Annotated in this window: 17 protein-coding genes; 3 read left to right on the top strand and 14 right to left on the bottom strand. The window is 69.6% G+C overall.

Translation table 11 applies throughout. The features are described 5' to 3' along the window. The first annotated feature begins 72 nt into the window (after positions 1-72). On the top strand, positions 73-1968 hold the full coding sequence (locus G4D86_RS41005) for a sulfatase-like hydrolase/transferase (protein ID WP_163999781.1): 1896 nt from the start codon (positions 73-75) through the stop codon (positions 1966-1968). Between the two features lie 9 nt (positions 1969-1977). Here G4D86_RS41005 and G4D86_RS41000 read toward each other — a convergent pair whose 3' ends face one another. The 5 genes from G4D86_RS41000 to amaB all read right to left on the bottom strand — a co-directional run bounded on the left by G4D86_RS41000 (position 1978) and on the right by amaB (position 6704). Further along, positions 1978-2550, bottom strand: coding sequence for a hypothetical protein (locus tag G4D86_RS41000; protein ID WP_240360770.1), 573 nt, complete (start codon positions 2548-2550; stop codon positions 1978-1980). A 17-nt stretch (positions 2551-2567) separates the two neighbouring features. Then, positions 2568-3209 (bottom strand): metallophosphoesterase family protein, encoded by a 642-nt coding sequence (locus tag G4D86_RS40995; protein WP_240360769.1) that lies wholly within the window; start codon positions 3207-3209, stop codon positions 2568-2570. 260 nt (positions 3210-3469) lie between these two features. Continuing rightward, positions 3470-4564 carry a vWA domain-containing protein gene (locus G4D86_RS40990; RefSeq protein ID WP_240360768.1) on the bottom strand — a complete coding sequence of 365 codons (1095 nt, stop codon included), beginning with the start codon at positions 4562-4564 and terminating at the stop codon, positions 3470-3472. Positions 4565-4657: 93 nt separating this feature from the next. Further along, positions 4658-5041 (bottom strand): hypothetical protein, encoded by a 384-nt coding sequence (locus tag G4D86_RS40985; protein ID WP_163999776.1) that lies wholly within the window; start codon positions 5039-5041, stop codon positions 4658-4660. A 130-nt stretch (positions 5042-5171) separates the two neighbouring features. Further along, positions 5172-6704: an L-piperidine-6-carboxylate dehydrogenase gene (gene amaB, locus G4D86_RS40980; protein WP_163999775.1), complete on the bottom strand. Its 1533-nt coding sequence runs from the start codon at positions 6702-6704 to the stop codon at positions 5172-5174. 273 nt (positions 6705-6977) lie between these two features. Between amaB and G4D86_RS40975 the strand changes: the two genes are divergently transcribed. Beyond that, positions 6978-9347 (top strand): gluzincin family metallopeptidase, encoded by a 2370-nt coding sequence (locus G4D86_RS40975; RefSeq protein WP_163999773.1) that lies wholly within the window; start codon positions 6978-6980, stop codon positions 9345-9347. Between the two features lie 62 nt (positions 9348-9409). Here the strand turns inward: G4D86_RS40975 and G4D86_RS40970 are convergent, their stop codons facing one another. The 9 genes from G4D86_RS40970 to G4D86_RS40930 all read right to left on the bottom strand — a co-directional run bounded on the left by G4D86_RS40970 (position 9410) and on the right by G4D86_RS40930 (position 25204). Then, entirely contained in the window at positions 9410-10720 is a 1311-nt protein-coding gene (locus tag G4D86_RS40970) for a peptidase associated/transthyretin-like domain-containing protein (protein WP_163999771.1), read from the bottom strand. A gap of 187 nt (positions 10721-10907) precedes the next feature. Beyond that, positions 10908-12884 (bottom strand): hypothetical protein, encoded by a 1977-nt coding sequence (locus G4D86_RS40965; RefSeq protein WP_163999769.1) that lies wholly within the window; start codon positions 12882-12884, stop codon positions 10908-10910. A 55-nt stretch (positions 12885-12939) separates the two neighbouring features. Further along, positions 12940-13995 carry an Ig-like domain-containing protein gene (locus G4D86_RS40960; RefSeq protein WP_163999767.1) on the bottom strand — a complete coding sequence of 352 codons (1056 nt, stop codon included), beginning with the start codon at positions 13993-13995 and terminating at the stop codon, positions 12940-12942. 276 nt (positions 13996-14271) lie between these two features. Further along, entirely contained in the window at positions 14272-15504 is a 1233-nt protein-coding gene (locus tag G4D86_RS40955; RefSeq protein WP_163999764.1) for an FAD-dependent monooxygenase, read from the bottom strand. Between the two features lie 135 nt (positions 15505-15639). Continuing rightward, entirely contained in the window at positions 15640-21087 is a 5448-nt protein-coding gene (locus G4D86_RS40950; RefSeq protein ID WP_163999763.1) for a trifunctional serine/threonine-protein kinase/ATP-binding protein/sensor histidine kinase, read from the bottom strand. 30 nt (positions 21088-21117) lie between these two features. Further along, positions 21118-22563: a hypothetical protein gene (locus G4D86_RS40945; protein WP_163999761.1), complete on the bottom strand. Its 1446-nt coding sequence runs from the start codon at positions 22561-22563 to the stop codon at positions 21118-21120. Next, positions 22560-23399, bottom strand: coding sequence for a hypothetical protein (locus tag G4D86_RS40940; protein ID WP_163999758.1), 840 nt, complete (start codon positions 23397-23399; stop codon positions 22560-22562). Before G4D86_RS40940 ends, G4D86_RS40945 begins: the two co-directional genes overlap by 4 nt. A gap of 1 nt (position 23400) precedes the next feature. Beyond that, positions 23401-24633, bottom strand: coding sequence for a ferritin-like domain-containing protein (locus tag G4D86_RS40935; RefSeq protein ID WP_163999756.1), 1233 nt, complete (start codon positions 24631-24633; stop codon positions 23401-23403). A 37-nt stretch (positions 24634-24670) separates the two neighbouring features. After that, positions 24671-25204: a hypothetical protein gene (locus tag G4D86_RS40930; RefSeq protein ID WP_163999754.1), complete on the bottom strand. Its 534-nt coding sequence runs from the start codon at positions 25202-25204 to the stop codon at positions 24671-24673. A 389-nt stretch (positions 25205-25593) separates the two neighbouring features. Between G4D86_RS40930 and G4D86_RS40925 the strand changes: the two genes are divergently transcribed. Continuing rightward, positions 25594-26147: DUF1611 domain-containing protein (locus G4D86_RS40925; protein ID WP_163999753.1), on the top strand; the 554-nt coding region annotated here is incomplete at its 3' end.

Below are 26147 nucleotides of genomic sequence, written 5' to 3'. Positions count from 1 at the left end.
CCTGGGTGGAGGAGCGGCCGGGCTTTCGTCACTTCTTGAACATCCGCCAGGGGCGGGCTAGCAGGAAGCGCGATGTCACGACTGCTTCACGCCCCTCCCGCCGCGGCTGGGCTCCGCCGCCGGCTGGAAGAGGCCCGGCCGTTCCTGGGCCCCGCGCTGCTCTGGTGCGTGCTGCATGGGCTGCTCTCGCTCGGCTTCTTTGGCGCCTCCCTCCTGTCCGCCGTCGAGCGACTGGCGCCCACCGTGCGCCCGCTGGTGCTCGCGGGCGGCGTCGTCCAGGCGCTGTTCCTCGGGCTGCTCACCTTCGCGGCGGCGCTGCCGTTGGTGGTGCTCGGCCGTCACTACGTGCCGGCGGTGGCGGGGGTGGCGGCGCTGGCCGTGGCGATGCTCGGGGCGGACTCGCTCGTCCTGTCGTCCCTCGGCTTCCACATCAACGGGCTCGTGCTGGCGGTGGCGCTGCAGCCGCGCGCCCTGGCCGAGACGGGGCTGTCCCAGACAGAGGTCCTCCTCGCCGCGGCGGGAGCGGCGGCGCTGCTGGGGCTCGACGTGTGGGCGGGAGTCCGCTTCATGCGGCGGCTCCCCGGCCCGCGCCGGGTGCTGCGCCTCGCGCTCGTGCTCGTCGTGCTCTGTACCGGGGAGCGGCTGCTGAGCGCGTACCTCATCTTCACCCACGGTGGCGCCGTCCAGCACGCCGCCACCACCCTGCCCCTCCAGGCGCCGGTGCGGATGAACACGCTGCTGACGCGCCTCACCGGCGCCCCGTCCGCCTCCGGCCTGCGCCTGGGCGTGAGCCCCGAGGCCGGCGTCCCCGCGGCGAGCATCGACCCCGCCGCCGTGCGGTTCACCCGCCGGCCCGACATCGTCATCATCCTGGTGGAGAGCCTGCGCGACGACTTCTTCCGCGAGGACGTGATGCCCAACCTGTGGCGGCGGGCCGGAAGCGGCACGCGCTACCTGGCCCACCACAGCGGGGCGAGCTCCACGGACTACTCCCTCTTCAGCCTGTTCTTCGGCCTGGAGGCCCAGCGGCGTGACGCGGTGGTGGGCGCGGGGCGGGCGCCGCTCCTCTTCCCGGCGCTGCGGGAGAATGGCTACCACCAGGCCTTCTTCGCCGCGTCGTCGGTCGACTGGATGGGCCTGAAGGACACCGTGTTCCGCGACGTGCAGGGAGGGCTGCGCACCGACTACGCCGGCAGGAGCCACCTCCGCGACGCGGCCATGGTGAAGGACGCGCTCTCCGTGGTGGAGACGGCGCCGCGGGACACCCCGCTCTTCCTCTTCCTGTTCTTCGCCGGCACGCACTTCGACTACGACTACCCGCCCCGCTCCGACGTCTTCCAGCCCGCGTGGGATGGCAGCGGCGGACTCGCCACCGCGCGCGTGCCCGCCGAGCACCTGAAGGCCCGCGCCTGGAATGCCGCCTACGAGGTGGACACGAAGGTGGAGGCGCTGCTGTCGCGCATCGAGTCCGTCCGAGGCACGCGGCCGCTCGTCCTCTTCACCGGAGACCACGGCGAGGAGTTCCGCGAGCACGGCCGCGTCGGCCACGCCAGCGACGTGACGGAGTCACAGCTCCACGTGCCCATGGTCATCTTCGACGAGCGCCTTCCTCCCGGCGAGGTGGACGCCGTCACCGGACACATCGACGTGGTGTCCACCCTGTTCGACCTGCTCGGCGACACGCATGACCCGGCTCGACTGGGTGATGGCATCCCGATGACTCGGCCGGACTCGTCGCGCTACCTGCTCACCACCATCGGCTGGGAGCCCCGCTATGCGCTCATCGGCCAGCAGCTCAAGATTCGCTTCGGGGCGGGGCTGCCCGGCACGGAAATCACCGACCTGCACGACAACCCGCTGCCCGACGCGGAGGCCCGCTTCGCCGTGGAGGCCCCGCGCATCCTCCGCCGGCTGCGCGGTGGGACGGAGCAACCGGCCCCCGGGGAAACGTCCGCCGCCACGCAGTGAGGCCCCGCGTCAGAACCGGACCCTCACGCCCAGGGCCAGCGAGAAGAGCCCCGTCCCCGCCGTCGCGGGACTCTGGAGGAAGTGGAGCAGCCGGTAGTCGGTGGCGACGAGCTCCGCGTACCCCTGCAGTCGCAGGCCCAGCGCGGGCACCGGCCGCCCCGCGCCGGCGCCCAGCAGCAGCGCGGGCCGCAGCGCCGTCTTGAACCAGTAGTACCCGTCGGGGTAGCGGTCCGGCAGCCCCACGAAGTATGCGTCGCCGAAGGTGTAGCTGAGCAGCAGCCCCACCGTGAGCGGCCGGAGCGTCCACCCCCGCCACGCTGGCCGGAACGGGTGCCACTGTCCCTTGAGGGTGACGGTGAGGAAGTCCTCTCCGGCGACGGCCGGCGGCGCCCAGCCCAGGAGCAGCTCGGCGTCCACGCCATCGCGGAGGAAGCCCCAGCCCGGCCCCGCGGAGAGCAGGCCGATGGAGCCCGCGAGCTGGAGCGCCGCATGGTCCGGGACGAACCAGGGCGACTCCTCTTCCGGTGGCTCCGCGCGGCCTTCCACCGCCGCGAGGAGGAGCGCCAGGACGAGCCCTCGCACGTGCCAGGCCGCCGCCATCAGTAGAAGACCCGCTCGACGCGCACCACGGGCCCGTCGACGGCGACCACCAGGTAGTTGCGATGCTCCAGCGAGTCCGCGACGAAGTACGGCACGCCCCGCCGCACCTCGCTCTCGAACTGGTGGAGGTGCGCGTGGAAGGAGGCGGAGACGCCACGCTCCGCCTGGAGCTGCTCCAGCGGCCCCGTCAGCGCGGCGTCGAAGTCGCCGTTCCACGGCGGCACGTGGGAGAACGTGAAGCGGTGGTCCACGCCCGGCTCCGGCGCGAGCGCCTCGCCCAGGGCCTCCAGGTCCGGGACGTTGCCCGGGAAGGCGTACTCGCGGGAGTTGGAGTCGAAGAGGACGAAGCGGCTGCCCGCGTGCTGGAAGGACAGGAACGGCGGCCCGAAGGTCCTCCGATAGATGTCCGCCCCGGTGCCCAGCACGTCATGGTTGCCGAGCACCGCGAAGGAAGGCACCGGCAGCCTGTCGAAAAGCTCGGCCACCCACGCGTACTCCTGCGCGGAGCCGTACTCGGTGAGGTCGCCGAGCTGCACCACGAAGTCCACGTCCCGCCGTCGCAGGTCCTCCACGGCGTCGGCGCCGTCGTCCAGGAAGAGCTGGATGTCGCCAAGCACCGCGAAGCGCAGCGGGCCGTCCACCGCTTCGCTTCGCAGCCGCTCGAGCGCCCGGGCATGGCGGTCCGTGTCCCCCCGCGAAGCTCATAGGGGTGGAGCTCGAAGACGCCGCAGCCCGAGCAGAGCAGCAGCCATGGCACCCAGCAGCGCACGGGCTGCGAGCTAGTGGCGCGGCGCTCCGCCTTCAACCCGCGGTGGCCACAAGTCGATAGGGCGCGGTGGAGCCGCACGCGCCACATCTGCTGCGGGACACCGTCCCCGGGCCGGGGGACGATGCGCGGGGACTACGCCGCGGCGGCCTTCTCGCCGTCCCAGTCCTCCACCTCGTAGAGGAACTTCGAGCCGCCCATCAGCTTGCGGTTGGCGGACGTGCTCTGCACGAAGACGGCGTACTTCTCCAGGTTCGCCGGGCGGATGCGCACCGTCTCACCCTCGGGCAGGCCGAGCAGCTCGCGCGCCCGCTCGCCGCTGTAGAGGTCGCCCGTCTTGCGGTCCATCAGCACCACCTCCTTGTGGCCCTGGATGGTCTCCGTCTTGGTGAACTCGTAGAAGCCGCGGCCCGTCTTGAAGCCCAGGCCGTTCTCCTGCACGAAGTCCTTGATGGGCATGGCCCGGTCCACGTCCAGCACCTGGAAGCGGCCCGGCGGCACCGCGCGCAGGTCCGCCGCACCGAACATGGACGGCGTCTTGCGCTTGAGCATCGTGCTGAACATGGTGTTCAGCCCGCGGCTCATGCGGCCCTCCTTCACCACCTCCGCCTCGTAGGCCTGGAGCTGCGTGTCGGACGACTGCTTGTAACAGACGGCCAGCAGCATGTCGGTGACGTGGGCGAACTGGTCCAGGCTCAGGTGGAAGCCGCCCGACTTCTCCGCCAGCTCCCTGTAGAAGGGCGTCGCGTGGCGGCGCGCGAGCGCCTGCACTCCGTACACCGGCACGCCCATCCTACCCAGCGCGTCCACTTCCTTGCGCCAGTCCAGCTTCTTCGGGTTCTGGTTCGGCGGGTGCGGCACGTCATCGCCAATCAGCACGAGGGCGCGCGTATAGCCCGTCGTCCATGAGAGGGATTGCGCCTCGTGCAACACCAACTCGTAGCACTCGGGCGCGTCGCCGCCGCCCGTCTGTCCCACGCGGTCCACGAAGCGGACCACGGCGTTCTCGTCATCCGTCAGGTCCAGCACCTTGGTGACATAGGTGGAGCCCGCGTCGCAGTAGTCCCCGTGCGCGATGATGCCGATGCGGATGCCGGGGATTTCCTTCATCAACCGGGACACCGTGCCCCGCAGCTTCTTGCGCACCTGCGCGAGACACGGATACATGCTGCCGGTGGTATCGAAGCTGAAGGCGATTTCGACGCGGTTATCAATGACTGACGCGCTCATGCGTATGGCCCCCTCGTGTGTGCCGACGAGGAGAACCATACGTGTCGGGTCTGACATTCAGCCGCGTTCCGGGAGGCCCGGCGCGGGGCGCTTTCAGGCCGCTCGCGGGGCCTCGATGAGCCCGGGTATCGCCTTCGGGTGGGGCCCGTGCATCCAGTCCCACTGCTCGCCGTTCCAGAACATCTCGTCCCAGCCCAGGCGCGCCGCGGCCTCACGCGCCCGGACCCCGCGAGCGGCCACGGACCAGCCCACGCGCGACTGCTTGCACTCCCCGCTCTTGAACCGCAGCAGGCGCCGCTGGCCCCGGGCCTCCTCGCGGTCCGCATCCCAGAGCGCCTGATGGAGTGGCCCCTCGCCCTGGTAGTCCACGCCGTTGCGCTGGCACCAGGCGAAGACGTCTCTCGCCTTGACCAACGGCGTGCCCTTCGAGAGTTCGATGACGGCTTCCACGAGCAACGAGGCGGTGAGGACGCGCATGTGGGCGTGCTCCAGGGATGGAAGTTGCGCCACGTGCGGCGCAACGTCGACAGTCAGCCTAGAGAGCCAGGGGAGGTCGATGGGTCATGAGACCTCCGCCTCTTTGTCATGGTTTCGTCATGAAACCGCCTCAGACGTCGAACCTGATGCCCTGCGCTAGAGGCAGCGCGTCAGAGTAGTTGAGGGTGTTGGTCTGCCGCCGCATGTAGGCCTTCCAGGAGTCGGAGCCCGACTCACGGCCGCCGCCGGTCTCCTTCTCGCCGCCGAAGGCGCCGCCAATCTCGGCGCCCGAGGTGCCGATGTTGACGTTGGCGATGCCGCAGTCGGAGCCGGACGCCGACAGGAACTGCTCGGCCACCCGGAGGTCCTGGGTGAAGACCGCCGAGGAGAGCCCCTGGGGCACGCCGTTCTGGATGGCGATGGCCTCCTCCAGCGTGCGGTAGGGCAGCACGTAGAGGATGGGCGCGAAGGTCTCCGTCTGGACGACGTCATCCGTGGGCCGCACGCCGGTGATGAGCGTGGGCAGCACGAAGTTCCCCGGCCCGCCCAGGGCCCTGCCGCCGCTGAGCACCGTGGCGCCGGATGCCCGGGCCTTCTCCACGGCGGCCTCGAAGCGCCGCACCGCGGCATCGTCGATGAGCGGCCCCATGAGGGTGCCCGGCTGCAGCGGGTCTCCGATGCGGGCCTCCACCTGCTTGTAGGCGGCGGTGAGCCGGGCCACGACGTCGTCGACGAGCGACTCGTGCACGATGAGCCGGCGCGTGGTGGTGCAGCGCTGGCCGGCGGTGCCCACCGCGCCGAAGACGATGGCGGGAATCGCCAGCTTCAGGTCGGCGCTCCGGTCCACGATGATGGCGTTGTTGCCCCCCAACTCCAGGAGGCTCCGACCCAGGCGCTGGGCCACGCGCACGCCTACCTGCCTGCCCACGGCGGAGGAGCCGGTGAAGCTCACCAGCGCGATGCGCGGGTCATCCACCAGTCGCTGCGCCAGCGTGGTGCCGCCGTCGTTGAGCAGGAAGAACACGTCCGGGAAGCCGCCGGCCTTCAGCGCTTCGTTGCAGATGCGCATGGAGGCGATGGCCGACAGCGGCGTCTTCGGTGACGGCTTCCAGATGGAGATGTTGCCGCAGACGGCGGCGATGAACGCGTTCCACGCCCAGACGGCCACCGGGAAGTTGAAGGCGCTGATGACGCCCACCACGCCCAGCGGATGCCACTGCTCGTACATGCGGTGGCCGGGGCGCTCGGAGTGCATGGACAGGCCGTACAGCATGCGCGACTGGCCGACGGCGAAGTCGGCGATGTCGATCATCTCCTGCACCTCGCCGTCGCCCTCGGGCTTGATCTTCCCCATCTCCAGGGACACGAGCGAGCCGAGCGCGTCCTTGTGCTTGCGCAGGGCCTCACCGCACAGGCGGATGGCCTCGCCACGCCGGGGTGCCGGCGTCGCACGCCAGGCCACGAAGGCCTGCTGCGCCCTGCGCACGAGCAGCTCGTAGTCCTCCGCGCTGGCCGAGGCCACCCGGGCGAGGCGCTGGCCGTTGCTCGGGTTGAAGACCTCGATGTCCGTGTCCGGAGAGGTTCCGGACCACTCGCCGTTGCCGAGGTAGGTGCCGGGGGTGCGCTCGGCCAGGCCGAACACGTCGAGGAGGGCGCGAGTCATGAAGGTCTCTCGGAAGTGGGCGGCACGCGGGGTGCCCGAATGACGGCCTGAGGTACCACGGGGGACGCGGTGCGGCCCAGGACGGCGCCAGGCGGGACACGCCGCCAGCTCGCACGCGCCCTCCTGGAGGATGTCCGCCAACCAACACTTACCCAGGCTCTAGGGCACATACCAGGAGTGAACCGGAAATATAAGTAAGTCGGGGATTTCTGATCTGCTCCCAGACATCCACCATCCCCACTCCCGAAAGTCCTCTCCCGTAAAGGAGCACCCATGCGACGACTGTTGAAATCAGCCGTTTGTCTTTCATTGTTGCTGACGACCCCGGCGCTGGCCATCGAGCCCCCCACGCCCCGCACCTCCGGCTCGCTGGCGAGCCAGGCCTTCTTCAAGCCGGAGCTGTCCCTGCCCAGCTCGCATCTCCCCCTGCAGGACGCCCTGCCCCGCATGAGCCGCGACGCCGCGGGCGCCTGGGACGACTTCTTCGCGCGCAATGGCAAGGGCTTCGAGGTCTACGTCGACAGCTACACGGGCGCGGTCACCAACATCCAGGGCGCCATTCCCCTCATCCCCGGCGACGGCGTGGGCAACAAGCTCACGCTCTCCACCGTGCGCCAGCAGCTCGGGCGCTCCGTCAGCAAGGTCGACGAGGCCGTCGTGGCCGACCTGCTCGTCAAGTTCGTCCAGGCCAACCACGCGGTCATCGGCGTGGACCTGCTCCAGCTCGGCGAGCCCCGGGTGACGCAGGTGACGGAGCAGCTGTGGCAGGTCTCCGTCCCCCAGCAGCTCAAGGGCATCCCCGTGCGCCACGGGCGGCTGGCCGCCACCATCAGCCACGGCAACCTCATCCTCCTGGGCACCGAGTCGTGGAGCAACGTCGACATCGCTCCCCTGCCCCTCGTGTCCGCGGACGGCGCGGTGCTGGCGGGCAGCGAGCACTTCGGCCTCTACGAGAGCCCTCCCGAGCAGTGGATGCCGCCCACGCTGGAGATTGCGCCGGTGGCCCGCAAGGACGCCGCCTTCGGCGAGGGCCAGGGCCACCAGCTCGTCTGGACCTATGGCTTCCAGCTCCCCAACGAGCAGGAGCACTGGAAGGTGACGGTCGACGCCACCACCGGCGAGGTGCTCGCGCTGGAGGACGACAACCACTACCTCGACCAGAACATCCGCGGCGGCGTCTACCCGCTGACCAACACCGGCACCTGCACCGGCACCGCGACATGCGGGGCCATGTTCTCCAACACCCCCATGCCGTGGGCCAACACGGGCTTCGCCTTGCCGAACAACTTCACCGACGGCGCGGGCGTCTTCGACTACACCTCCGGCACCACCACCACCACGCTCAACGGCAAGTACATCCGGGTCAGCGATGGCTGCGGCGCCATCAACGTCTCCGCCTCGGGCTCAATCGACCTGGGGGGCGCCAACGGGGACCATGACTGCACCGTGCCCCCCGGGACCTCCCCCGGAAACACGGCCGCGTCGCGCAGCTCCTTCTACGAGCTGAACCGCATCGCCGAGGTGGCCCGCAGCTGGCTGCCCACCAACGTGTGGCTCAACAACCAGATGACCGCCAACGTGAACATCGTCAGCACCTGCAACGCCTTCTGGAACGGCTCGACGGTCAACTTCTACCGGAGCGGCGGTGGCTGCCGGAACACGGGCGAGATTGCCGCCGTGTTCGACCACGAGTGGGGCCACGGCCTGGATGACAACGACGCCGCGGGCGTGCTGAGCAACTCCAGCGAGGCCTACGCGGACATCGCGGCCATCTACCGCCTGCCGTCCTCCTGCGTGGGCTACGGCTTCTACCAGACCATCAACCAGGGCTGCGGCATGACGCCGGACGGCACCGGCTACAACGTGAACGAGGCCCAGGTGGGCGCCGCGAAGTGCACCACCCGCTGCTCGGGCGTGCGCGACGCGGACTGGGGGGCCCACGCCTCCGCCACGCCCTCCACGCCGCAGAACTTCGTCTGTACCAGCTGCAGCGCCGGCTCGGGCCCCTGCGGCAAGCAGGTCCACTGCGCGGCGTCCCCCGTCCGCCAGGCGGCCTGGGACTTCATCGCCCGTGACTTGCGGGCCGCGCCCTTCAGCTACGACGCCAACACGGCGCAGATCATCGGCAACAAGATCTTCTACCAGGGCAGCGGCAACGTCGGCGCCTGGCACGCGTGCAGCTGCACCGCCGGCACCTCCGACGGCTGCGCCGCCACGCATGGCTACAAGCAGTGGCTGGCCGCGGATGACGACAACGGCAACATCAACGACGGTACGCCGCACATGACGGCCATCCATGCCGCCTTCAACCGGCACAACATCGCCTGTACCGCGCCCGCGCCGGTGAACAGCGGCTGTGCCGCCGGCCCCACCGCCGCGCCCACCCTCACCGTGACGGCCGGCACCGGCCAGGTGACCGCGACCTGGACCGCGGCCGCCGGAGCGAGCGAGTACTGGGTGATGAAGTCCGAGGGCTTCGCCGCGTGCAGCTACGGCAAGGTGCGCGCCGCCACCGTCACCGGCACGGCCTACACGGATGGCGAGGTGATGAGCGGCCGGCAGTACTGCTACTCCATCGTCCCCGCCAGCTCCAACGCCTGCTACGGCCGCGCCAGCACCTGCACCTGCGCGACGCCGCTCTAGCCACGGGTACGGCTCCGGCGCGACCGCGGACTCACGAGCGGTCGCGCCGGTGTTTCACGGCGCTAGTTGTGCTGGAACACCACTCGCGAGTTGCACGGGTCGTCGAAGTTGAGGACGTCCGTCAGGTCGATGTTGTTGCCCATCGGGTCCTTCGGGAAGCCCACGCCGCCCCAGGGAGCCCCCGAGTCGAACCGGGTGAAGCCGCCCGAGGGCGTGTACACGGGGTAGCCGCCCACCGGCGCGGGCGTCGAGGTGATGGTGAAGTCATTGCAGCTGGCGGGCGCGCCCGCCGGGAAGCTGATGCCCACCTCCTGCTCCACGTTCGGCCGGGTGTTGTAGAGGGCGATGAACAGCGCGTCCGAGCCCACGGTGTCCGTCTTGGGGATGAAGGTGCCCGCGGCGTTCATCAGCTGCAGGTTGACGATGAGGTCGTAGCAGGTCTGGTCGAAGCCCACGAACTGGACGATGGTGCACGCGGGGGTGACCTTCTCGATGTCCGCGTTCCAGGTGCCGAGCCCGCCGTTGGTGGGCACCAGGTTGCCGGGCCGGGAAGCCGGGCCGCCGATGAGCGTGAAGTTGGTGCCCGTGGAGGTGGCGGTGAAGTTGGCGTTCTGCTCGACCCAACGGTTCGTCGCGTTGTCGAACCGCCACATGGCGGCGCGGCAGGCCCCCGTGAGCACGCAGGGCGGCATGGTCTTCACCTGCGCGGGAACGCGGAGGAAGACCTGGGCCGTCTTGTTCTGGCCGAGGTTCACCGCGGCCCCCTCGCTGGTGGCCGCACCGACGAAGAAGGCGCCAATGGACTCCAGGGCCACCGTCTTCCCAGCGTTGTTCACCGCGGTGAAGTCACCCGGCATGCTGAGCGGCGCGTAGGCCGCGACGGAGACATTCACGGTGCCCGTCACCGTCTGGCCGGAGGCGTTGACCAGCGAGTTCGCCGGAATCGAAATCTGGACGTCCGCCGTCTCGATGACGTTGTTCACCGCCGGGTTGATGGGCCGCACCGTGGCCGTCGGAAGAACGTGGATGGCGTTGAGCTTGCCCGCGGCCAGGAACTGCGTCACCGGCCCGTAGCCCGCCTTGTTCACGTTGAGGATGTAGCCGGCGGGCACGGCCGTCAGGGAGACGAAGTACTTGCCGGCGGAGTCGGTGGTCCGGTTGATGCCATTGATGCTGACGGTGGCACCAGGAAGGACCTTGCCCTGGACGTCCTTCACCGTGCCGGTGAAGACGACCGTGGCCAGGGCCGCCTCACCCTCGCGGAGCTCCGCCGGGACGGGCTCGGAGGTCTGGGTGTCAGGTCCTTCGAGGCAGCCGAGCGAGAGCATCGCCGGAGCCAGCATCGCGAGCCACCACCTCTTCATCGTTGCCATGACACGACCTCTTGGGGTGCGGGTGATGTGTGCTGGAGCCAAAGGCAGACATGGCCCCGGCACACCCATGGCAAGGTAGTGAAAAACAGAACACCCCGCACTCCACGTATGCCCCGCACTGCCGGTGAATGTCGAACACAGGACAGGGGCTCACCCCGGCGTGCCCTTCCCTCCCGGGGCCGGGCCGCTACCGGGGCACGTCCTTCCGGGAGGAGAGGGTGTACCCACCCGAGCGGAAGGAGAAGGTGCGGACCTCGTGGAAGGGTTCGACCCCCTTGCTCTGCTCGTCCTTCATGCGGGTCCCCTTCGTGGTGACGACGAAGTCGGGCAGCGGGCTCTCGGGGTTCGGAACGAGCTTCCACTCGGAGTCGTAGGAGAAGCACCTGTCGGCATCGTGCTCCTCGTCGGACGAACAGGCGAACGCGTCGGTCTCCTTGACCCTCCCGATGTCGCCCACCGTGTCGATGCTCTCCTCTCCCCCCAGGTCGGAGAGCAGCTCGAGCTCATCCCAGACTTCGGGAGGAAAGGCGTACGCCTCCGTGATGACGGCGATGAACCCTCTCTCTCCTGCCGCCTGCACGGAGATGTCACGGAGCGGTGCCTGTCCGAACTGGCCCGCCTCGGTGATGACCCGGTTGGCCCGCTCCAACCTCCAGCCGTCCTCCGTCCTGGCGAAGACGCCGCCGCCGATGAGCGCCGGGGACCCGTGGGAGCGGCCCTCCGAGGGCGTCTCCGTGAGGAACAGCATCTTCTCCTGTTCACCCTCGCGCCAGGTCGCCCACTTCCAGGGACGCGCCTGGAAGCGGGAGGCCCCGAAGGATTCGAGCCGCTGGATTCGCAACCGCTCCGTGCCGGACGGTGCCCACCGGACGGAGCCCGCCGCCGAGTCGAAGTTTCCGTACAGCGCGATCATGGCCTTCACGGGAACGAACTCGCCGCTGAAGGCAGGCCCCTCGCCACTCCCGCAGGGCTCGGGGGCATCCGGATGGTCTGCCTCCTGGTAGGAGTAGAGCGCCTCCCCCAGCGACGCGAGCGCGGCGTCCTCCGCCGGAATCTCGAACACCTGGGGCGAGGGGTCCTCCGCGCTCTTCGCGAGCGTCAGCTTCGTGCCGTGCTCCGTCCTCGAAGCGGCGGTGACCCAGCGCTCTTCGGGGAAGGGCGCCCCGGGCCGGTCAATCTCCGCGAGCCAGCGCCCGTGAAGGTCCGCCGAGAGCTGCAGCAGGTAGGGCCGCTGGTTGCAGCCGTTGATGCGCACCGCGGGAGCGCCCTCCTCCGAGCGCGTCAGGAGCTCCCACGCCGGAGGCAGCTTCGCCAGGAGGGCCTGCGCGGATGCGTCCAGGACGAGCTGTCCGAGGCGCGGAACCGTGGTGTCTTCCGGGTCATCCGCCTTGATGCCGTCGAAGAGGGCCTGCACCAGCACCGGGTCGGTCGACTCGAAGCGGGTCCGCTCCTGCACCTCCTCGGTCAGCCACTGACGCTTCTGGTCGTACTGGAAGCGGCCCCGGTAGACGACGACCTGCTCGGCGTCGCCGACGGCGACCACGAAGGTCTGTCCTTTCGTCACGGCCCGGCGCTTCACGCCCCGGACGAAGCCCGCGCTCTCGCGGATGCAGTGGGTGACGCTGTCGCCGGGACACGGGAGCTCGAGCTTCCGGCCCTTCAGCGGCTTCTTCAGCCCGGCGAGCAGCTCGAAGTTGCGCTCGAAGAAGAGCTCGCCCAATTCCTTGCGCAGTCCGGCATCCTCGGGCGCGAGCGACGACGCGCGCAGGGCACTGTCATGGCGCTGGGCGAGCTTGAGGTGCGTGTCGCGCGCCTCCGCCTTGAGCTTCTCCAGCGAGGGCATCTCCGGGCCCAGGAGGGAGACCGAGGCAAAGCCTTCCTGGTCTCCACACCGCACCTTGCGCCACTCGCCCTGGGCGGGCCCCTGCGGGACACACGCGGTGCCGATGCGCACCTTCGCCAGGCTCTCCCCCTCCGGGGAGGGCGCCTTGCGCAGGTGGATGCTGGAGCCGAGGACGTAGAGCTTCGGCCCCGTGTCACGCGGCGCCTCGGTGGCGGCTTCACCTGACTTCGACGCTTCCCGGCAGGCGGTGAGGGCCAGCGTCGACAGCAACGGGAGCAGCCACAGGGGACGAAGGAGCGAAGCGCTTGGACTGGAATGCATGGACACGGGGAGGCTGGCATGGGCCTCGGAGCCGTGTCCATGCGGCGAGCGGGCGCTACTGCACCGCCACGTCATCCAGGCGGAAGGTGGTCGCCAGCGACCCGTTCATGGTGGTGCGGAAGCGCAGGCGCACCAACTGCCCGGCATAGGCGGACAGGCTGAAGGAGCGAAGCGAATACTGGGTGCCGCGATTGAGGTTGCTGTACGTCGCCAGCGTCCCGAGCAGCGTGCCCGAGGAGGTCAACACCTCGACGAAGAGCTGGTCATTCTGGACCGACGTCGTGGTCTCGGTGGTGGTGATGTACATCCAGAAGGACAGCGAAGGCGCGCTGGCCGGCACGGTGATGAGCTGCTCGATGCTGCTCGTGGCGCTGTTGATGCGCCCCAGCTCCACGTAGCCGTTGCCGCCGTGCGGGAGGGTGCCGTTGGCGAACCAGGCGGCCTGGCCGAACAGTGCCCACGGGCTGGAGGAGCCCTCGAAGCCGCCATTGACGAGCGGCCCGCCCGCACCGGCGTTGCTCACCGTCACGCTGACGCCCGCGGAGGTGGTGGCATTCCCCGTGGGGTCGAAGGCCTTGCTGGTCAGCGTGTAGCTCGCATTGGCGGTGCCGAGCGTGTCCCACGTCACGCTGTAGGGCGCGGTGGTGTCCGTCCCCAGGACGGTGCTACCCCGGTAGAAGGTCACCTGGGTGACGCCCACGTTGTCCGTGGCATCCGCCGTCACGGTGACGATGCCGGCCAGCACGGAGCCCTCGGTGGGTGCGGTGAGGGCGACGGTGGGCGGGGTGTAGTCGTTGTCCAACGTCACGCTCGCGCTGGCGGAGGTGACGAAGCCCGCTGCGTCCCGGGCCTGGGCCGTCACCGTGTGCGCCCCGTTGGCCGCCGAGGTGCTGTTCCAGGTGAGGGAGTAGTACGTGGGGCCCGACGTGGGGAACGGCTGGGAGGCGGTGCCGAGGAGGACGCCGTCCAGGAGGTACTCCACCGAGGTGACGCCCACGTTGTCGGACGCGTAGGCGTACAGGGCGTAGCTCTGCCGCACGGTGGCCCCCGCCGTGGGCGACACCAGCTGATGACGTGCATTGATGTCTCCAACCCGTTGTCTTCCGCTCACGCACTACGCCCAATCGCACACTACGAGCGGAGGGTGACATGCGCCTTCGCCCGAGGTGACGGTGCGGACCGACACAAGACGGCTGGCTCTACGGATGTCTCTCACCGCGGCCTGCGCCCGCGACAAGCCCGAAGGCTCATCGAGCAGGGCCACTTCCGGCCAGGGGTGAGTCGCGAAGACCCCGCAGGAGCGCCTGGTCAGTAGACGTGAACGCGCCCCAGGGGCTTGCGCACGGGAGGCGGCGCCGACGGTGAGGGGCCGTCGGCGCGCACGCACTCACCGGAACGAGCTCGGCAATCTCAACTCAGTGCCCATCCGACGCGAAGGGGCCCACGTCCCGCCCTGGCGCACCCACCTCCTGGCCGAGTGGAGCGAACGCACCAGTCCCCTCAGCGCCGCGGTCTGGCTCGCCAGGTAGAAGGGGTAGTACCAGGACGTGCCCCCGCGCCGATTGAACAGGGAGTAGGCAAACCGGATGGTGGGTTGTCCGACGTAGCTCGGGACGTTCTCGAACCACTCGGCACTGCTGCGCGCCTTGTCCTGGATGGGGAGCAGCGCGGTGCGACGCTCCTCCTCGTAGGCCTTCAGCGCGGCCTGGAGGTCTTGCGTCTCGCCCAACTTCCCGGCGAGGCCAATCGCATCCTGGATGGCCAGCTTCGTCCCCGAGCCGATGGTGAAGTGCGTGGTGTGGGCGGCATCGCCCATCAGCACCACCTTGTCGTGGTACCAGCGCTCGTTGGTGAGGCGCCTGAAGTTGAGCCACGGCGCCTTGTCGAGGTCCCTGCGCTGGTTGAAGAGCGAATGGCCCGCCAGTTGGCGCGGGAAGATTCCCTCCAGGCGCCTCAGGGTCTCATCGGGCCCCAGCGTGTCGAAGCCCAGCCCCTCCCAGGTCTCCTGCGGACACTCGACGATGCAGGTGCTGGCGTCGCCGCAGAAGCGGTAGCCGTGGAACCAGAGCCACCCCGCGGCGGTCTCCTCGAAGGCGAACGTGAAGGCGTCGAACACCTTGTCCGTCCCCAGCCAGATGTACTTGTTCCTCCCCACCTCGACGTTCGTCTGGAAGTGGGCGCCCTGAAGCCGGCGCACGGTGCTGTTCGCGCCATCGCAAGCGACGATGAGGTCCGCGTCCGCGAGCTCGGACACGTCACCCAGCTCGCGTTGGAACTGGATGTCGACCCCCAGGCTCACCGCCCGCCGGGTCAGGATTTCGAGCAGGCGGTCTCGCCCGATACTGAAACCGTACCCGCCAATGTGGAGCGCCGTCTGTCCCCGGATGTGCACTTCTTGCTGGTCCCAGCGGACCGCTGCCTCCGCAATCTCCCGGGCACTCTCGGGGTCGCTCCGGTAGAGGCTCTCGAGCAGGTCCTCCCAGAACACGACGCCCCAGCCATACGTCACCCCCGCCGGATTGCGCTCGAGGAGGGTGATGTCATGTCCCCTGTTGGCCAGCTTCGCCAGGATTGCGAAGTACAGCCCCGCCGGGCCCCCGCCGACACAAACGATTCTCATCCAGCCCTCCCGCCGCCAGCGCCCGGATACACCCCTGGCTGCGTCCATCTTGGGGACTGGCACCCCGCCGGGTTAGAGCACTCGGGGGTGATGCGAGTGCTCTGCTCCGCACGACGTCCGGCTCGCGCTACGGACTCACTTCGACGGCTGCTCCCAGGGGAGGACGACGGTGAACTCCGTGTACTCCCCCTCGTGGGTGGAGACGCGGATGTCACCCTGGTGCTTGCGCACCACGATGTCGTAGCAGATGGCCAGCCCCAGCCCGGTCCCATCCCCCGGTGGCTTGGTGGTGAAGAAGGGCTGGAAGATCTTGTCCAGGTGCTCCTTCGCGATGCCCTGACCGTTGTCCCGGATGACCACCTCGAGGGCCCGCTCCTGGCGCACCGTGCGCACCCAGACGTGCGGCTCGTAGCCGGCGCCCCGCTGCTGGCGCTTTTTCGAAATCGTGTAGCAGGCGTTCTCCAGGATGTTGATGAAGACGCGGTTCAGCTCCTGCGGTAGCACCGTCAGGGACTCCAGCGTGGCGTCGTAGTCCTCCGTGAGGACAATCCCGGTGGAGGGCTCCCGGGCCTTGATGGATTGGCGCGCGAGCTCGACCGATTGATTCACCAGGTGATTCACGTCCGTTGCCACGCGCCGCTCGCTGGAGGGCTGCGCGTGCATCAACATGCTGTTGACGATGCCGTTGGCCCGCTTGCCGTGCTGCTCGATGTGCGCCGCGTTGCTCGTCAAATCCCCGAGCACCTCCTGGATGTACGCCAGCCGGTTGGGGGCGGGATTCTCCAGCCAGACAGCAATCTCCCCGGCCAGCTCCTCGGCCTGGTTCTTCGCGAGCACGGCGAAGTTGTTGATGAAGTTCAACGGATTGCGCATCTCGTGCGCGATGCCCGCCGTGAGCGTCCCCAGGGACGCCATCTTCTCCCGGAGGACGAGCCGCTCCTGCGTCTCGCGCAACTGCCCGAGCGTCTGCTGCAGCTCCTGGTTCTTCTCCGACAGCTCGCGGGTGCGCAGTGCGACCTTGTCCTCCAGCGTGCGGCTGTAGACCTCCAGCTCCTTGTTCGCGACCTCCACCTGCCGCAGCAGCCGGGCATTGTCGATGGCGATGGCCATGCCCGAGGAGAGCAGGTTCAGCAGGGCCAGGCGCTCGCTGTTGAAGGCGCCGACGACCCGGTTGTTCTCCAGGTAGAGGATGGCGGACGGCCGCCCCTGGTTGATGAGGGGCATGCAGAGGATGGACTTGGGCGCGTGATGGCGCACGTACGGCTCGTGGGCGTACCGGTCGTCCTCCGAAGCATTGTCGGTGACCTGGGGCCCGCCTAGGTGCGCCACCAGGTTGACGATGGACGGCAGCACGCCGTCACTGGCGGCGACGGGAACCGACTGCAGCACGCGCGGCTCCGCGCCGTCCACGGAGGCCTCCGCCTCGATGAAGAGCCCGTCCTGCTTCTGCAGCAGGAGGCAGGCCCGCTGCGCGCCCGCGTTTTCGATGACGGTGGTCAGCAGCTTGGCCAGCAGCCGGTCCAGGGCAATCTCGCCGTACAGCGCCTGCGAGGCCTTGAGCACGCTGAGGACGTCCAGCGCGCCGGCGGACTCGAGCTGCTGGGTGGTGGTGCCCCGCGGGCCGCTGCGCACGGGCACGACGCGGAGCGCCGCGCGGGAGAGCTCCTGCGGGAAGCGCGTCGCGAGCTGCTGCACCTTCGCCTGCGCCCCCCACTGCTGCCAGGCGTAGTGCGCGTCGCGCAGGTAGTTGCGGGCCAGGTGCGCGTGGCCCTGCTCCTGGTGGAACCGGGCCGCCAGCTCGTGCGCCAGGGCCTCCTCCTGGATGAAGCCGTGACGCTGCGCCAGGCGGATGGCCTTGTCGTAGCGCTCCCGCGCCTCGCCCGGCTGACCCAGCGCCCGGGCGCGCTCCGCCTCCACCAGCAGCACCTTGTGCGTGTAGTTGTGCGGCGCGGTCCGCTCGCGCACGCGGAGCTGCTCCAGGTCGGCGTCCGCCCGCTCCAGGAGGCCCGCGGCACCCTCGCCCTTCAGCTCCACGTAGCGCGCCAGGCAGGCCAGGGCGTCGTAGAAATGGAGGCCCGCCAGCGACACCATGGAGGTGATGCCCGGGGCATTCTTCAGCCCCTCGTGCCCGTGCGCGACTGCCTGCTCCATGTTCCCGAAGAGGTAGTGGAGGAAGAGCTTGCTCGTGTGCAGGAACGCCAGCTCGGTGACGTTGTGGGTCGCCTCGTAGAAGGGCAGCTTCTCCCGCTCGTCGTACACCTCGCTCACCAGCATGCAGGGGTCCGCGCTCACGCCCATCAGGTTGCGGACCGTCTGCCAGTGGATGTCGTTGGTCTCCTGGGGCAGCTCCTGCTTGAGGTGGCGGATGGTGCGGCTGTACGTCGCCCCCTCCGCGGCGACCGCGGTCAGCTCGCGGCCACTCCAGAAGGACATGCCCAGCGCGCCGATGAGGCTCAGCGCCGCGAACTCGTGGTCGCCGCTCTCCAGCCCGTGCCGGTAGCTCTCCAGGCACGGGTCGACGCCGTCGCGGAAGTCGTCCCGCCAGTGGCGCACGAAGAAGTTGAACATGAACTGCGTGCTCGAGCGGTCCCTGCCATGGAAGCGGTCCGCCAGGCGCGGCGCCAGCGTGCCGAAGCGGTAGCCGGAGGCGACGTCGCCATTCGTGCACAGGATGAAGCCATAGGCGGCGAACGCGCGCGGCGAGCTGCTCGCGGTGACGCCATGGGTGAGGGACAGATGCACCTGGTTGAAGACGACGAGCAGGAACACCAGGGGGCTGGAGTTGAAGGCCGGGATGTAGAGCCGTGCCATGATTTCCATGGCGGCCCGCTTCTCCGGGTCGGTCATCTCCGGCAGGTCGATGAAGCCGTCGATGTCCCGCCCGGCCCACGCCGCCGCGGCCGCGCCGCCCGGCCCCCCGAGGTCCGCCGGCACCGGTGACTCGGGGATGTGGACGCCGAACTGCGCCAGCGCGCGGAGCCCGGCCTTCACGCCCTCGAGGAGCTGCTTGCGCGCCGCGTGGGACTGGATCTCCGTCTTGAAGCTGCGCAGCTTGTCCAGCAGCGTCCTGGCGAAGAGGAGCACCACCTCGATGCGCCGCCCCGTCTCCGCGTACTCGCCCATGAGGCAGGCCGTCTCGGCGGCCTCGTCGAAGAGGTCCAGGCTGAGCGTGTACTGACGGGTCCAGGCCGCGCGGACCTGCTCGGCCGAGGGCCCCACGTCGTCCCGGGGAACCTCCGGCTCGGTCAGCAACCACAGGCCGGTGCGCAGGTAGCGCAGCGCCGGTCCATAGGCCGCGGAGGCCTTGGCCTTGCGTCCGGCCAGCAGGTACAGCCGGGCCAGGGCGTCCCGCTCGGCGCGGTCCAGCGCGAACACCAGGCCATGGTCCAGCTGGTGGACGATGTCGAAGACCTTCTGGCCCAGCTCCGCTTCCGGCGTGCTCTCACGCAGCAGCCGGCCCAGCCTCCAGTGGACGCGGCGCCGCTCGTCGTCGGCGATGAGCGAATAGGCCGCCTGCTGGACGCGGTCGTGCGCGAACCGGTACCGCACGTCCACCGTGTCGAGCAGCCCCTGCATGTCCAGGCCGGTCAGCTTGTAGGTGTCGTCGACCGGGAGGATGAGCCCCTCGGCGAGCGCGTCCCAGAGGTCCGCGGCGGCCTGCCGGGGCGGCTTCTCCAGGAGGAGCGCCAGGGTCCGCAGGTCGAACACCCCGCCCATGCACGAGGCAATCTGCAGCGCCTGGCGGCAGGCCGCGCCGAGCCGGCGCACCTTGCCCGCCATGAAGTCCACGACGTTGTCCGTCACGTCGCGCGCGGAGATCTGCTCCAGGTCCCACTGCCAGCCGCCGCGCTGGAAGTCGAAGCGCACGAGCGACTCGGCGGCCAGGAGCTTCAGGAATTCGCCCAGGAAGAACGGGTTGCCCCCCGTCTTCGCATGCGCCAGCGCGGCCAGGGGCCGCACCTCTCCGGGCTCGCGCGAGAGCGCGTCCGAGACGAGCTGGAGGACGTTCGCCTCCGTCAACGGCTGCAGCGCCAGCCCGCCCACCGTCACGCCGGCCTTCTTCAGCCGCTCCAGGGCCAGCATGAGCGGGTGGGCCTCGCCCACCTCGTTGTCCCGGTACGCGCCGATGAGGAGCAGCTGCGGGCGCTCCAGGCCCGTCATGAGGGCGTGGAGCAGGTCCAGCGAGGCGCCGTCCACCCACTGGAGGTCGTCCACGAAGAGGACCAGCGGGTGCTCGCGCCGGGCGAACACCTGGATGAAGCCCTGGAAGACGCGGTGGAAGCGGTGCCGCGCCTCGCTCGGCTCCACCTCGACGAGCGGCGGCTGCTCGCCCAGGATGACCTCCGCCTCGGGGATGACGTCGGTGATGACGCGCGCGTTGGGCCCCAGCGCCTCGACGAGCCGGACGCGCCAGGCGGAGAGCACCTCTTCATCCTCCGAGAGCAGCTGCCGGACCAGCCCGCGGAACGCCTGGATGAGCGGCGCGTAGGGCTCGTCGCGCTGGAGCTGGTCGAACTTGCCGGAGATGAAGGAGCCGCGCTGCCGGGTGATGGGCCGGTGGATTTCCCGCACCAGGGCCGACTTGCCCACGCCCGAGTACCCGGAGATGAGCAGCACCTCGCTGCCGCCGTCCGCCACGCGCTGGAAGGCCTCGTGGAGCAGCTGCTGCTCGTGCCCGCGGCCGTAGAGCTTCTGCGGAAGCTGGAACCGGTCCGACGCGTCCTCGCGGCCCAGCGGGAAGGCGTCGGTCCGTCCCTCGGCGCGCCGCCGCCGATATTGCTCCAGGTCATGCAGCAGGCCGTGCGCGGACAGGTAGCGGTCCTCGGCGTTCTTGGCCAGCAGCCGCATCAGGATGTCGGAGAGCGGGCGGTCCACGCCCTCGCGCACCTCGTGGGGAGGCAGCGGCTGGCGGGCGAGGTGGGAGTGCACCAGCTCCAGCGGGTCGAGGCTGGAGAACGGGAGCTGCCCCGTCACCAGCTCGTAGAGCGTGACGCCCAGGGAGTAGAAGTCCGTGCGGTAGTCCACCGCCCGGTTCATGCGGCCGGTCTGCTCCGGCGACATGTACGGGAGCGTGCCCTCGCGCCTCCGGGGAGGCATCGCGGCGGCGCTCTCGCGCGTCAGCACGGACGAGATGCCGAAGTCGATGAGCTTGAGCTGCCCGGTGGTGGGGTTGAAGACGATGTTGGAGGGGTTGACGTCCTTGTGGATGACGTGCCGCGCGTGCAGGCGGCCCAGGATGGCGGTGAGGGAGCAGGCCAGGCCCAGCAGCTCGTCGAGCGTGAAGCGCCGCTGGCGCGACAGCTGCGCCAGCGAGGTGCCCCCGAAGTCCTCCAGCACCATGGACCAGCGCTGCTGCTCGTTGAGCAGGGCATGGGCGTGGATGACGCCCTCCACGTCGGCCAGGCCGCGCGTGGTCTCATACTCGCGCCGGAACCAGGCAATCCTCTCCGGTGAGGGGTACGCGGGACCGAGCAGCTTGAGCACGACGGACCGCCCGTCCTGCTCGCCGCGTGCGCGGTAGACGCGTGAGTTGCTGCTCTCGTGCAGCATGTCGAGGAGCTGGTAGCCGGAGATGTTCGCCATGGCCTTGTCCGTTCGAAGGGGCGGTGACCGCTACCGCCACAGGGGCATCGCCCACTGCCGGGTGGGGGTTTGTTTGAGCGAGTCGAGCGCCAGGGCCCAGATGAAGTCCGCCTTGCTGGCCTGCTCCCCGGCTTGGGAGCCGTGACAGCCCATGCAGCTATCCGACTGTGAGTAGGGTTCCAGCGTCACGTTGGCCACGCTCGTCGTGGGTGAGGGCTGGCCGCCCAGCAACCACTGGATGTTGACCATCTCATAGTGGTCCCACGGGGAAGGCAGGGCCGCCTGGGCCTCCCTGTTCACCGTCGGCACGCCGAACGAGGGGATGGCCGTGGTCCGGCACAGCATCACCGGGATGCGCTTGTCCTGGGGCGGCAGCGGCGTCTCCGCGGGAAGCGTCTGCGGCTCGTGGCTGAAGCCCTGGGGCTTGTTGAAGCCGAACTGGGTCTGCCCGCACACCTGCGCGTTGTCGCGGTGCTCGAACGTGGCCCACACCCACTGGTTCTGCCCGCGCTCGGGCGCGAAGATGTAGCTGTTCTTGTAGATGACGTGCAGGCCCAGCAGGACCATCGTCTCCTGGCGGCACACGGCGGTGTAGGGCTTGCGCGCCCCCTCGTAGTCGATCACGAGGACGTCGCGGGTGTGGTACCGGTCCTTCTCGTCGTCTTTCTGCAGCTTGCGCCAGGACGCCTTCACCGCGATGGAGCCGATGGCGCCTTCACTGCCCGCCGGGAACTCGAAGGAGGTGGGCGTCTTCACGCACCCCGCGCCCACTCCGCTCCGGGCACAGTCGTAGAGCTCCCGGCTGAAGTGGGTGCCGTAGCGGAGGTACTCGCGAGCGGAGTCGATGAGGGGACCCGTCAGGATGGGCGCCCCGCCGTCCGGCCCCTGCTTCACGAGGTTGATCTTGTCCTGCAGGATGCCGCCGTACTGCGGGTAGAGCGTGGGCCAGTTCTCCGCGGTGACCTCCAGTCGCTTGCCCTCCCGGGTCTGCAACACCTTGCAGGGGGGCCTGGCCACCGCGTAGCTGTTCCATTCGGAAGCAGGGCCCAGCTTGGGGTCTATCTCCCAGTCCGCCTTCCACGTCTCCCAGACGCGGGGAACGCCGGTCCGGGCCATCGCGGAGGAGTCCTGGGGATTGGCGGCCACGCCCCGTCCCGCCTGCGGGTCCGCCGGCCAGTTGACCGCGATGAAGCTCTTCCACATCAGCTGGCTGAGCTGGGCGATGGACAGGCAGTCCTTTCGGGGAAAGGGAATGACTCCGTCCAGCGGCTGCAGGGGGATGGCACACGGGTCGACGATGGCCTCCCCGCCGCTGCCCGCATCCTCGTGGCCGGCATCCGCTTGCGCCGCGTTCACTCCGGCCTGGGCCACCCCGGAGTCCGTGGCGTCCCCCGTGGCGGGCTCGGGCGTGCAGGCAACGACTCCCGCCAGCAGTGCCGCGAGGAACAAAAAGGTGACTCCGTTCCATCTCGTCATGGTTCCTCCCCCACTCGGGGAATGGAGAGCATTCCCCGTACGAAGCCGCAGAGCGCGTCGCTGTCCCAGGCCCCCATCCAGAAGGCGAGGGGCCAGTCCCTGTCCAGCGCGGGCTCGAAGCCGAGGCGGCGCTCGGGGTCCACGAGCGTGGCCGGGCCTCGGACATCGAAGCGATAGTCGTTGTAGACGGTGAGCGTCACCACCTGGAGCCGCTCGCGGCCGGCGATGGACAGCTCAGAGATTCGCTTCTCCAGGGCCGCCCGCGCCGTGGCGTCGCGCTCCTCGCGCAGGTCCGCCTCCAGCAGGGCCTTGCGCTGCCGCCGGTACGCGCCGGGGTCTCGGATGCCCGTCGCGTCTGCAATCTTCAAGAGGTCGACGGTGAGCGGAATATGCGAGCCGCGCCGCTCGAGGGCCGCGGACGGGACGTGGTGGAGCTTGCGACCCGGGTCGGGCGGGTACAGCACGTCCTCGCGCTCCACGCGGAGTCCGGCGCCGGCGATGCGCAGGTGGAAGGGGACGATGGGGCCCTGGCTGGAATCGCGCAGGACGTAGTTGCGCGACTCGAACTTGGGCTCGCCCAGCAGTTCCACGGGGGCGCCGACCAGGGGATGCCCATCCACGGGCCGCCCGTCCACGGAGACGGTGCGCACGAAGACGCCCACCTCGGGCGCGTGCGAGCGCGGGGCGACGGGGCGGTGGAAGCGGAGGACGCGGTCGAGGTCCGGCTCACCGGGCATCGCGAAGGTGAAGCCGCTCGCGCCGCGGGGCTCGTCCGACGGGTCCGGGTCGGTGGCGAGCCGGCACTGGAACCAGCCCTCGAAGTCGATGGCCAGCATCTCAGAGGCCCCTCTTCAGCAGGTGCTGCAGGGAGTCGCGGTCCAGGTGCAGGGACTGCTCGAAGTTCCGGGCGATGCGCTCCAGGTTCTCCTGGAGCATGGTGAGTCGCGGCTGGATGGCCGTGGCCCAGGGCTCCTGCGCGGACTGGAGCTCCGCGCACAGCCGGGCGCAGGCGCTGGCGTGGTCCAGGAGCCGCTCGTGCAGGAGCACCCAGGCGCCGCGCTTGAAGGGCTGCAGCGGCAGGCCGAAGGTGGCCCCGAAGGGAGCGCCCGCCGTGGGCGCGTCGGTGCCCTCCTCCAGGGGCATGCGGGTCAGCAGCTCGCCCAGGGGACGGATGACGGCCGTCATCAGCGGGAAGAAGGCGGTGCGGGTGAGTGTCTCCGCCTCGGCGTCCGTCTCGCTGGAGCGCCCGTAGAGCCGGGTCAGCATGAGGACCATGGTTTCGTGCGCGGCGCTGAACAGCCCGGCGGCGGCGCGGGTGCGCGGGTGGCGGATGAGGGAGACCGGGTCGGCGGAGTCCTCCAGCGCGCGCAGGCGGGGGTTGGGGGCCACCGGCCGCGCCGGCGAGAAGCCCGGGGATGCGCGCTTGCACTCGGCCAGCTCGCGCTGCATGGCCACCACGCGCGCGTGGTGGTCGTGCTCGCGGATGGAGTCGACCAGCGCCAGGGCGGAGCGCAGGTCGTGGGCCTTGGACAGGTCCACGTCGAACTGCCCCGGGCGGATGCGCAGCTCCGGGTTGCCCACCTGGTGCTCCAGCGGCCCGATGAAGAGCCGGGGATTGGCGCGGTCCGCGCGCTCCAGCGCCTGGCGGATGGCGGCGTAGAGGGTGCCGATGCCGCCTTCCGGGGACAGCTTGCCGTCGGTGGGCTGGTGCAGGCGCTCGTAGCAGGCGAAGCGCTCCAGCGCCTCCTCCGAGAAGGGCAGGAGCTGGAGCGTGGGGTACGGCGGGCAATAGGTCGTGGGATGGGGGAAGCCGGTGTCGAGGAAGCGCGGCGCCCCGCCGATGGCAATCAGCAGGTTGCACACCATGCCGTGGTGGGCCATCTCCTGGCGGGCCATGCTCAGGAGCTCGGTCTTCCACCCACGGATGCGCTCCAGCCCCGGCCAGTCGACGCCGCCCTCCTCCGGGTGCGTCTTCAGGGAGAAGGCCGCGAAGAGGTACTGGCAGGTGAGGCTGTGCTCGAGCCACGCCGCGTCCGAGAGGGCCGCTATCAAGGGCTCACGAAGTTGCATGGTCCCTCGGGTGCACGGGCGTGGCTCTCACGGCGGCTCAGCAGCAGAACCTGAACTGGTTCTGGAACGTGGTGGAGATCTTGTTCACGGCGGTCGAGAAGGCCTCATCCTTCGTCGGGTTGGCGAGGATTTGCTGGATGGCCTCCCGCTCGCCGTAGGCGTTGTGCTGCAGGTGGGCCACGAGGATCTGCTGCCGTTGTTCCTGAGTCCCGTCGCGCAGGCTCTGGAGCAGGGCCGCGTCCTGGGTCAGCGTGTAGAGGAAGTTGAAGAACTCGGTCGTCACCCACGGCTGGATGGCCTGCCGGTCTCCGAAGGGCTCCTCGGCGGGTGTTCCCACCAGCACCTGCTTCGAGCCGTTGATGATCTGCTGGATGAAGGTGTTGAAGTTGTTGCCCTGCTCGTACTTCAGCAGGTTGAACCCCGGGCTTCCGTTGGGATAGGGCACGTCGAAGCGGTCGAGCAGGGACTGGCGCTTGGTCGTGCACTCGCATTTCTCGAGGCTCGTCGGGTCCTCCTCCTCGAGGGAGTTGAGCAACTGGTAGAGCCCGGGCACGACGGTATTGTCTGGCATCGCTTGACCTCACGGTCCTGGCTTGGGGGTGGAAAAACGCGCGCCAGGATACCGCCAAACCACCGTTACCCGCTGGATGGGGTCGCGCGCCGCGCCCTTAAGCAAGCCATGGGCCAGCAAGCCGGGGCTTCGGTCAGGCCCACGGAGCGCCTCGGTGCGCGTCCCGAAGTCCCAGGGGGAATGCAGGCCCCCTGGCGTCCGGCATGTGTCGCCGCGTGACGCACGCGCGTCACGGTGGAACGCGCGCGCGTTCGCGCGGGACGCGGCCTTGAGGGGTGAGGTCGGCCCCCTCCGAGCCGGCGCGTCGCCTCCAGCGACCTTGCCCGAGCCCCGAGGGCGTGCTGAAAAGCCCGGCCCACAGCCCTGGACATGGGGCGCGGAGGTCCGTGGTGGAGATCGAGAAGCCGTACCTTCTGTTTCTGGGTGACGTTCCCGACCAGCTCGCCGCCAAGACGGCGCACGGCATCGTCGACTGGCGGCCCGACTGGTGTGTGGGTCAGCTCCGGCTGGAGGGCTGCAAGGCGGACTGCGGCCTCGCGGACCTGGACATCGCCCAGGCGAAGGCGAAGGGCGCGAAGACGCTCATCGTCGGCGTGGCCAACGCGGGCGGCGTGCTGCCGGAGCACTGGATTGGCAAGCTGGTGGAGGCGCTCGACGCGGGAATGGACATCGCCACCGGGCTGCACAAGCGGCTGAGCGCGTTCCCCGCCATCGCCGCGGCGGCCGCGCGCAATGGCCGCAAGCTGCACGACGTGCGCATCCCCGACATGGACTTCGCCACCGGCAAGGGCTCGAAGCGCCCCGGCCTGCGGCTCTTGACGGTGGGCACGGACTGCTCGGTGGGCAAGAAGTACACGGTGCTCGCGCTGGAGAAGGAGATGCGCGCGCGCGGCCTGAAGGCGGACTTCCGCGCCACCGGGCAGACGGGCATCTTCATCTCCGG

The sequence above is a fragment of the Pyxidicoccus caerfyrddinensis genome (assembly GCF_010894405.1).
Classification (GTDB): domain Bacteria; phylum Myxococcota; class Myxococcia; order Myxococcales; family Myxococcaceae; genus Myxococcus; species Myxococcus caerfyrddinensis.
The sequence above is the reverse complement of the archived record's forward strand: the minus strand, read 5'-3'. Positions and strand labels throughout refer to the sequence as shown.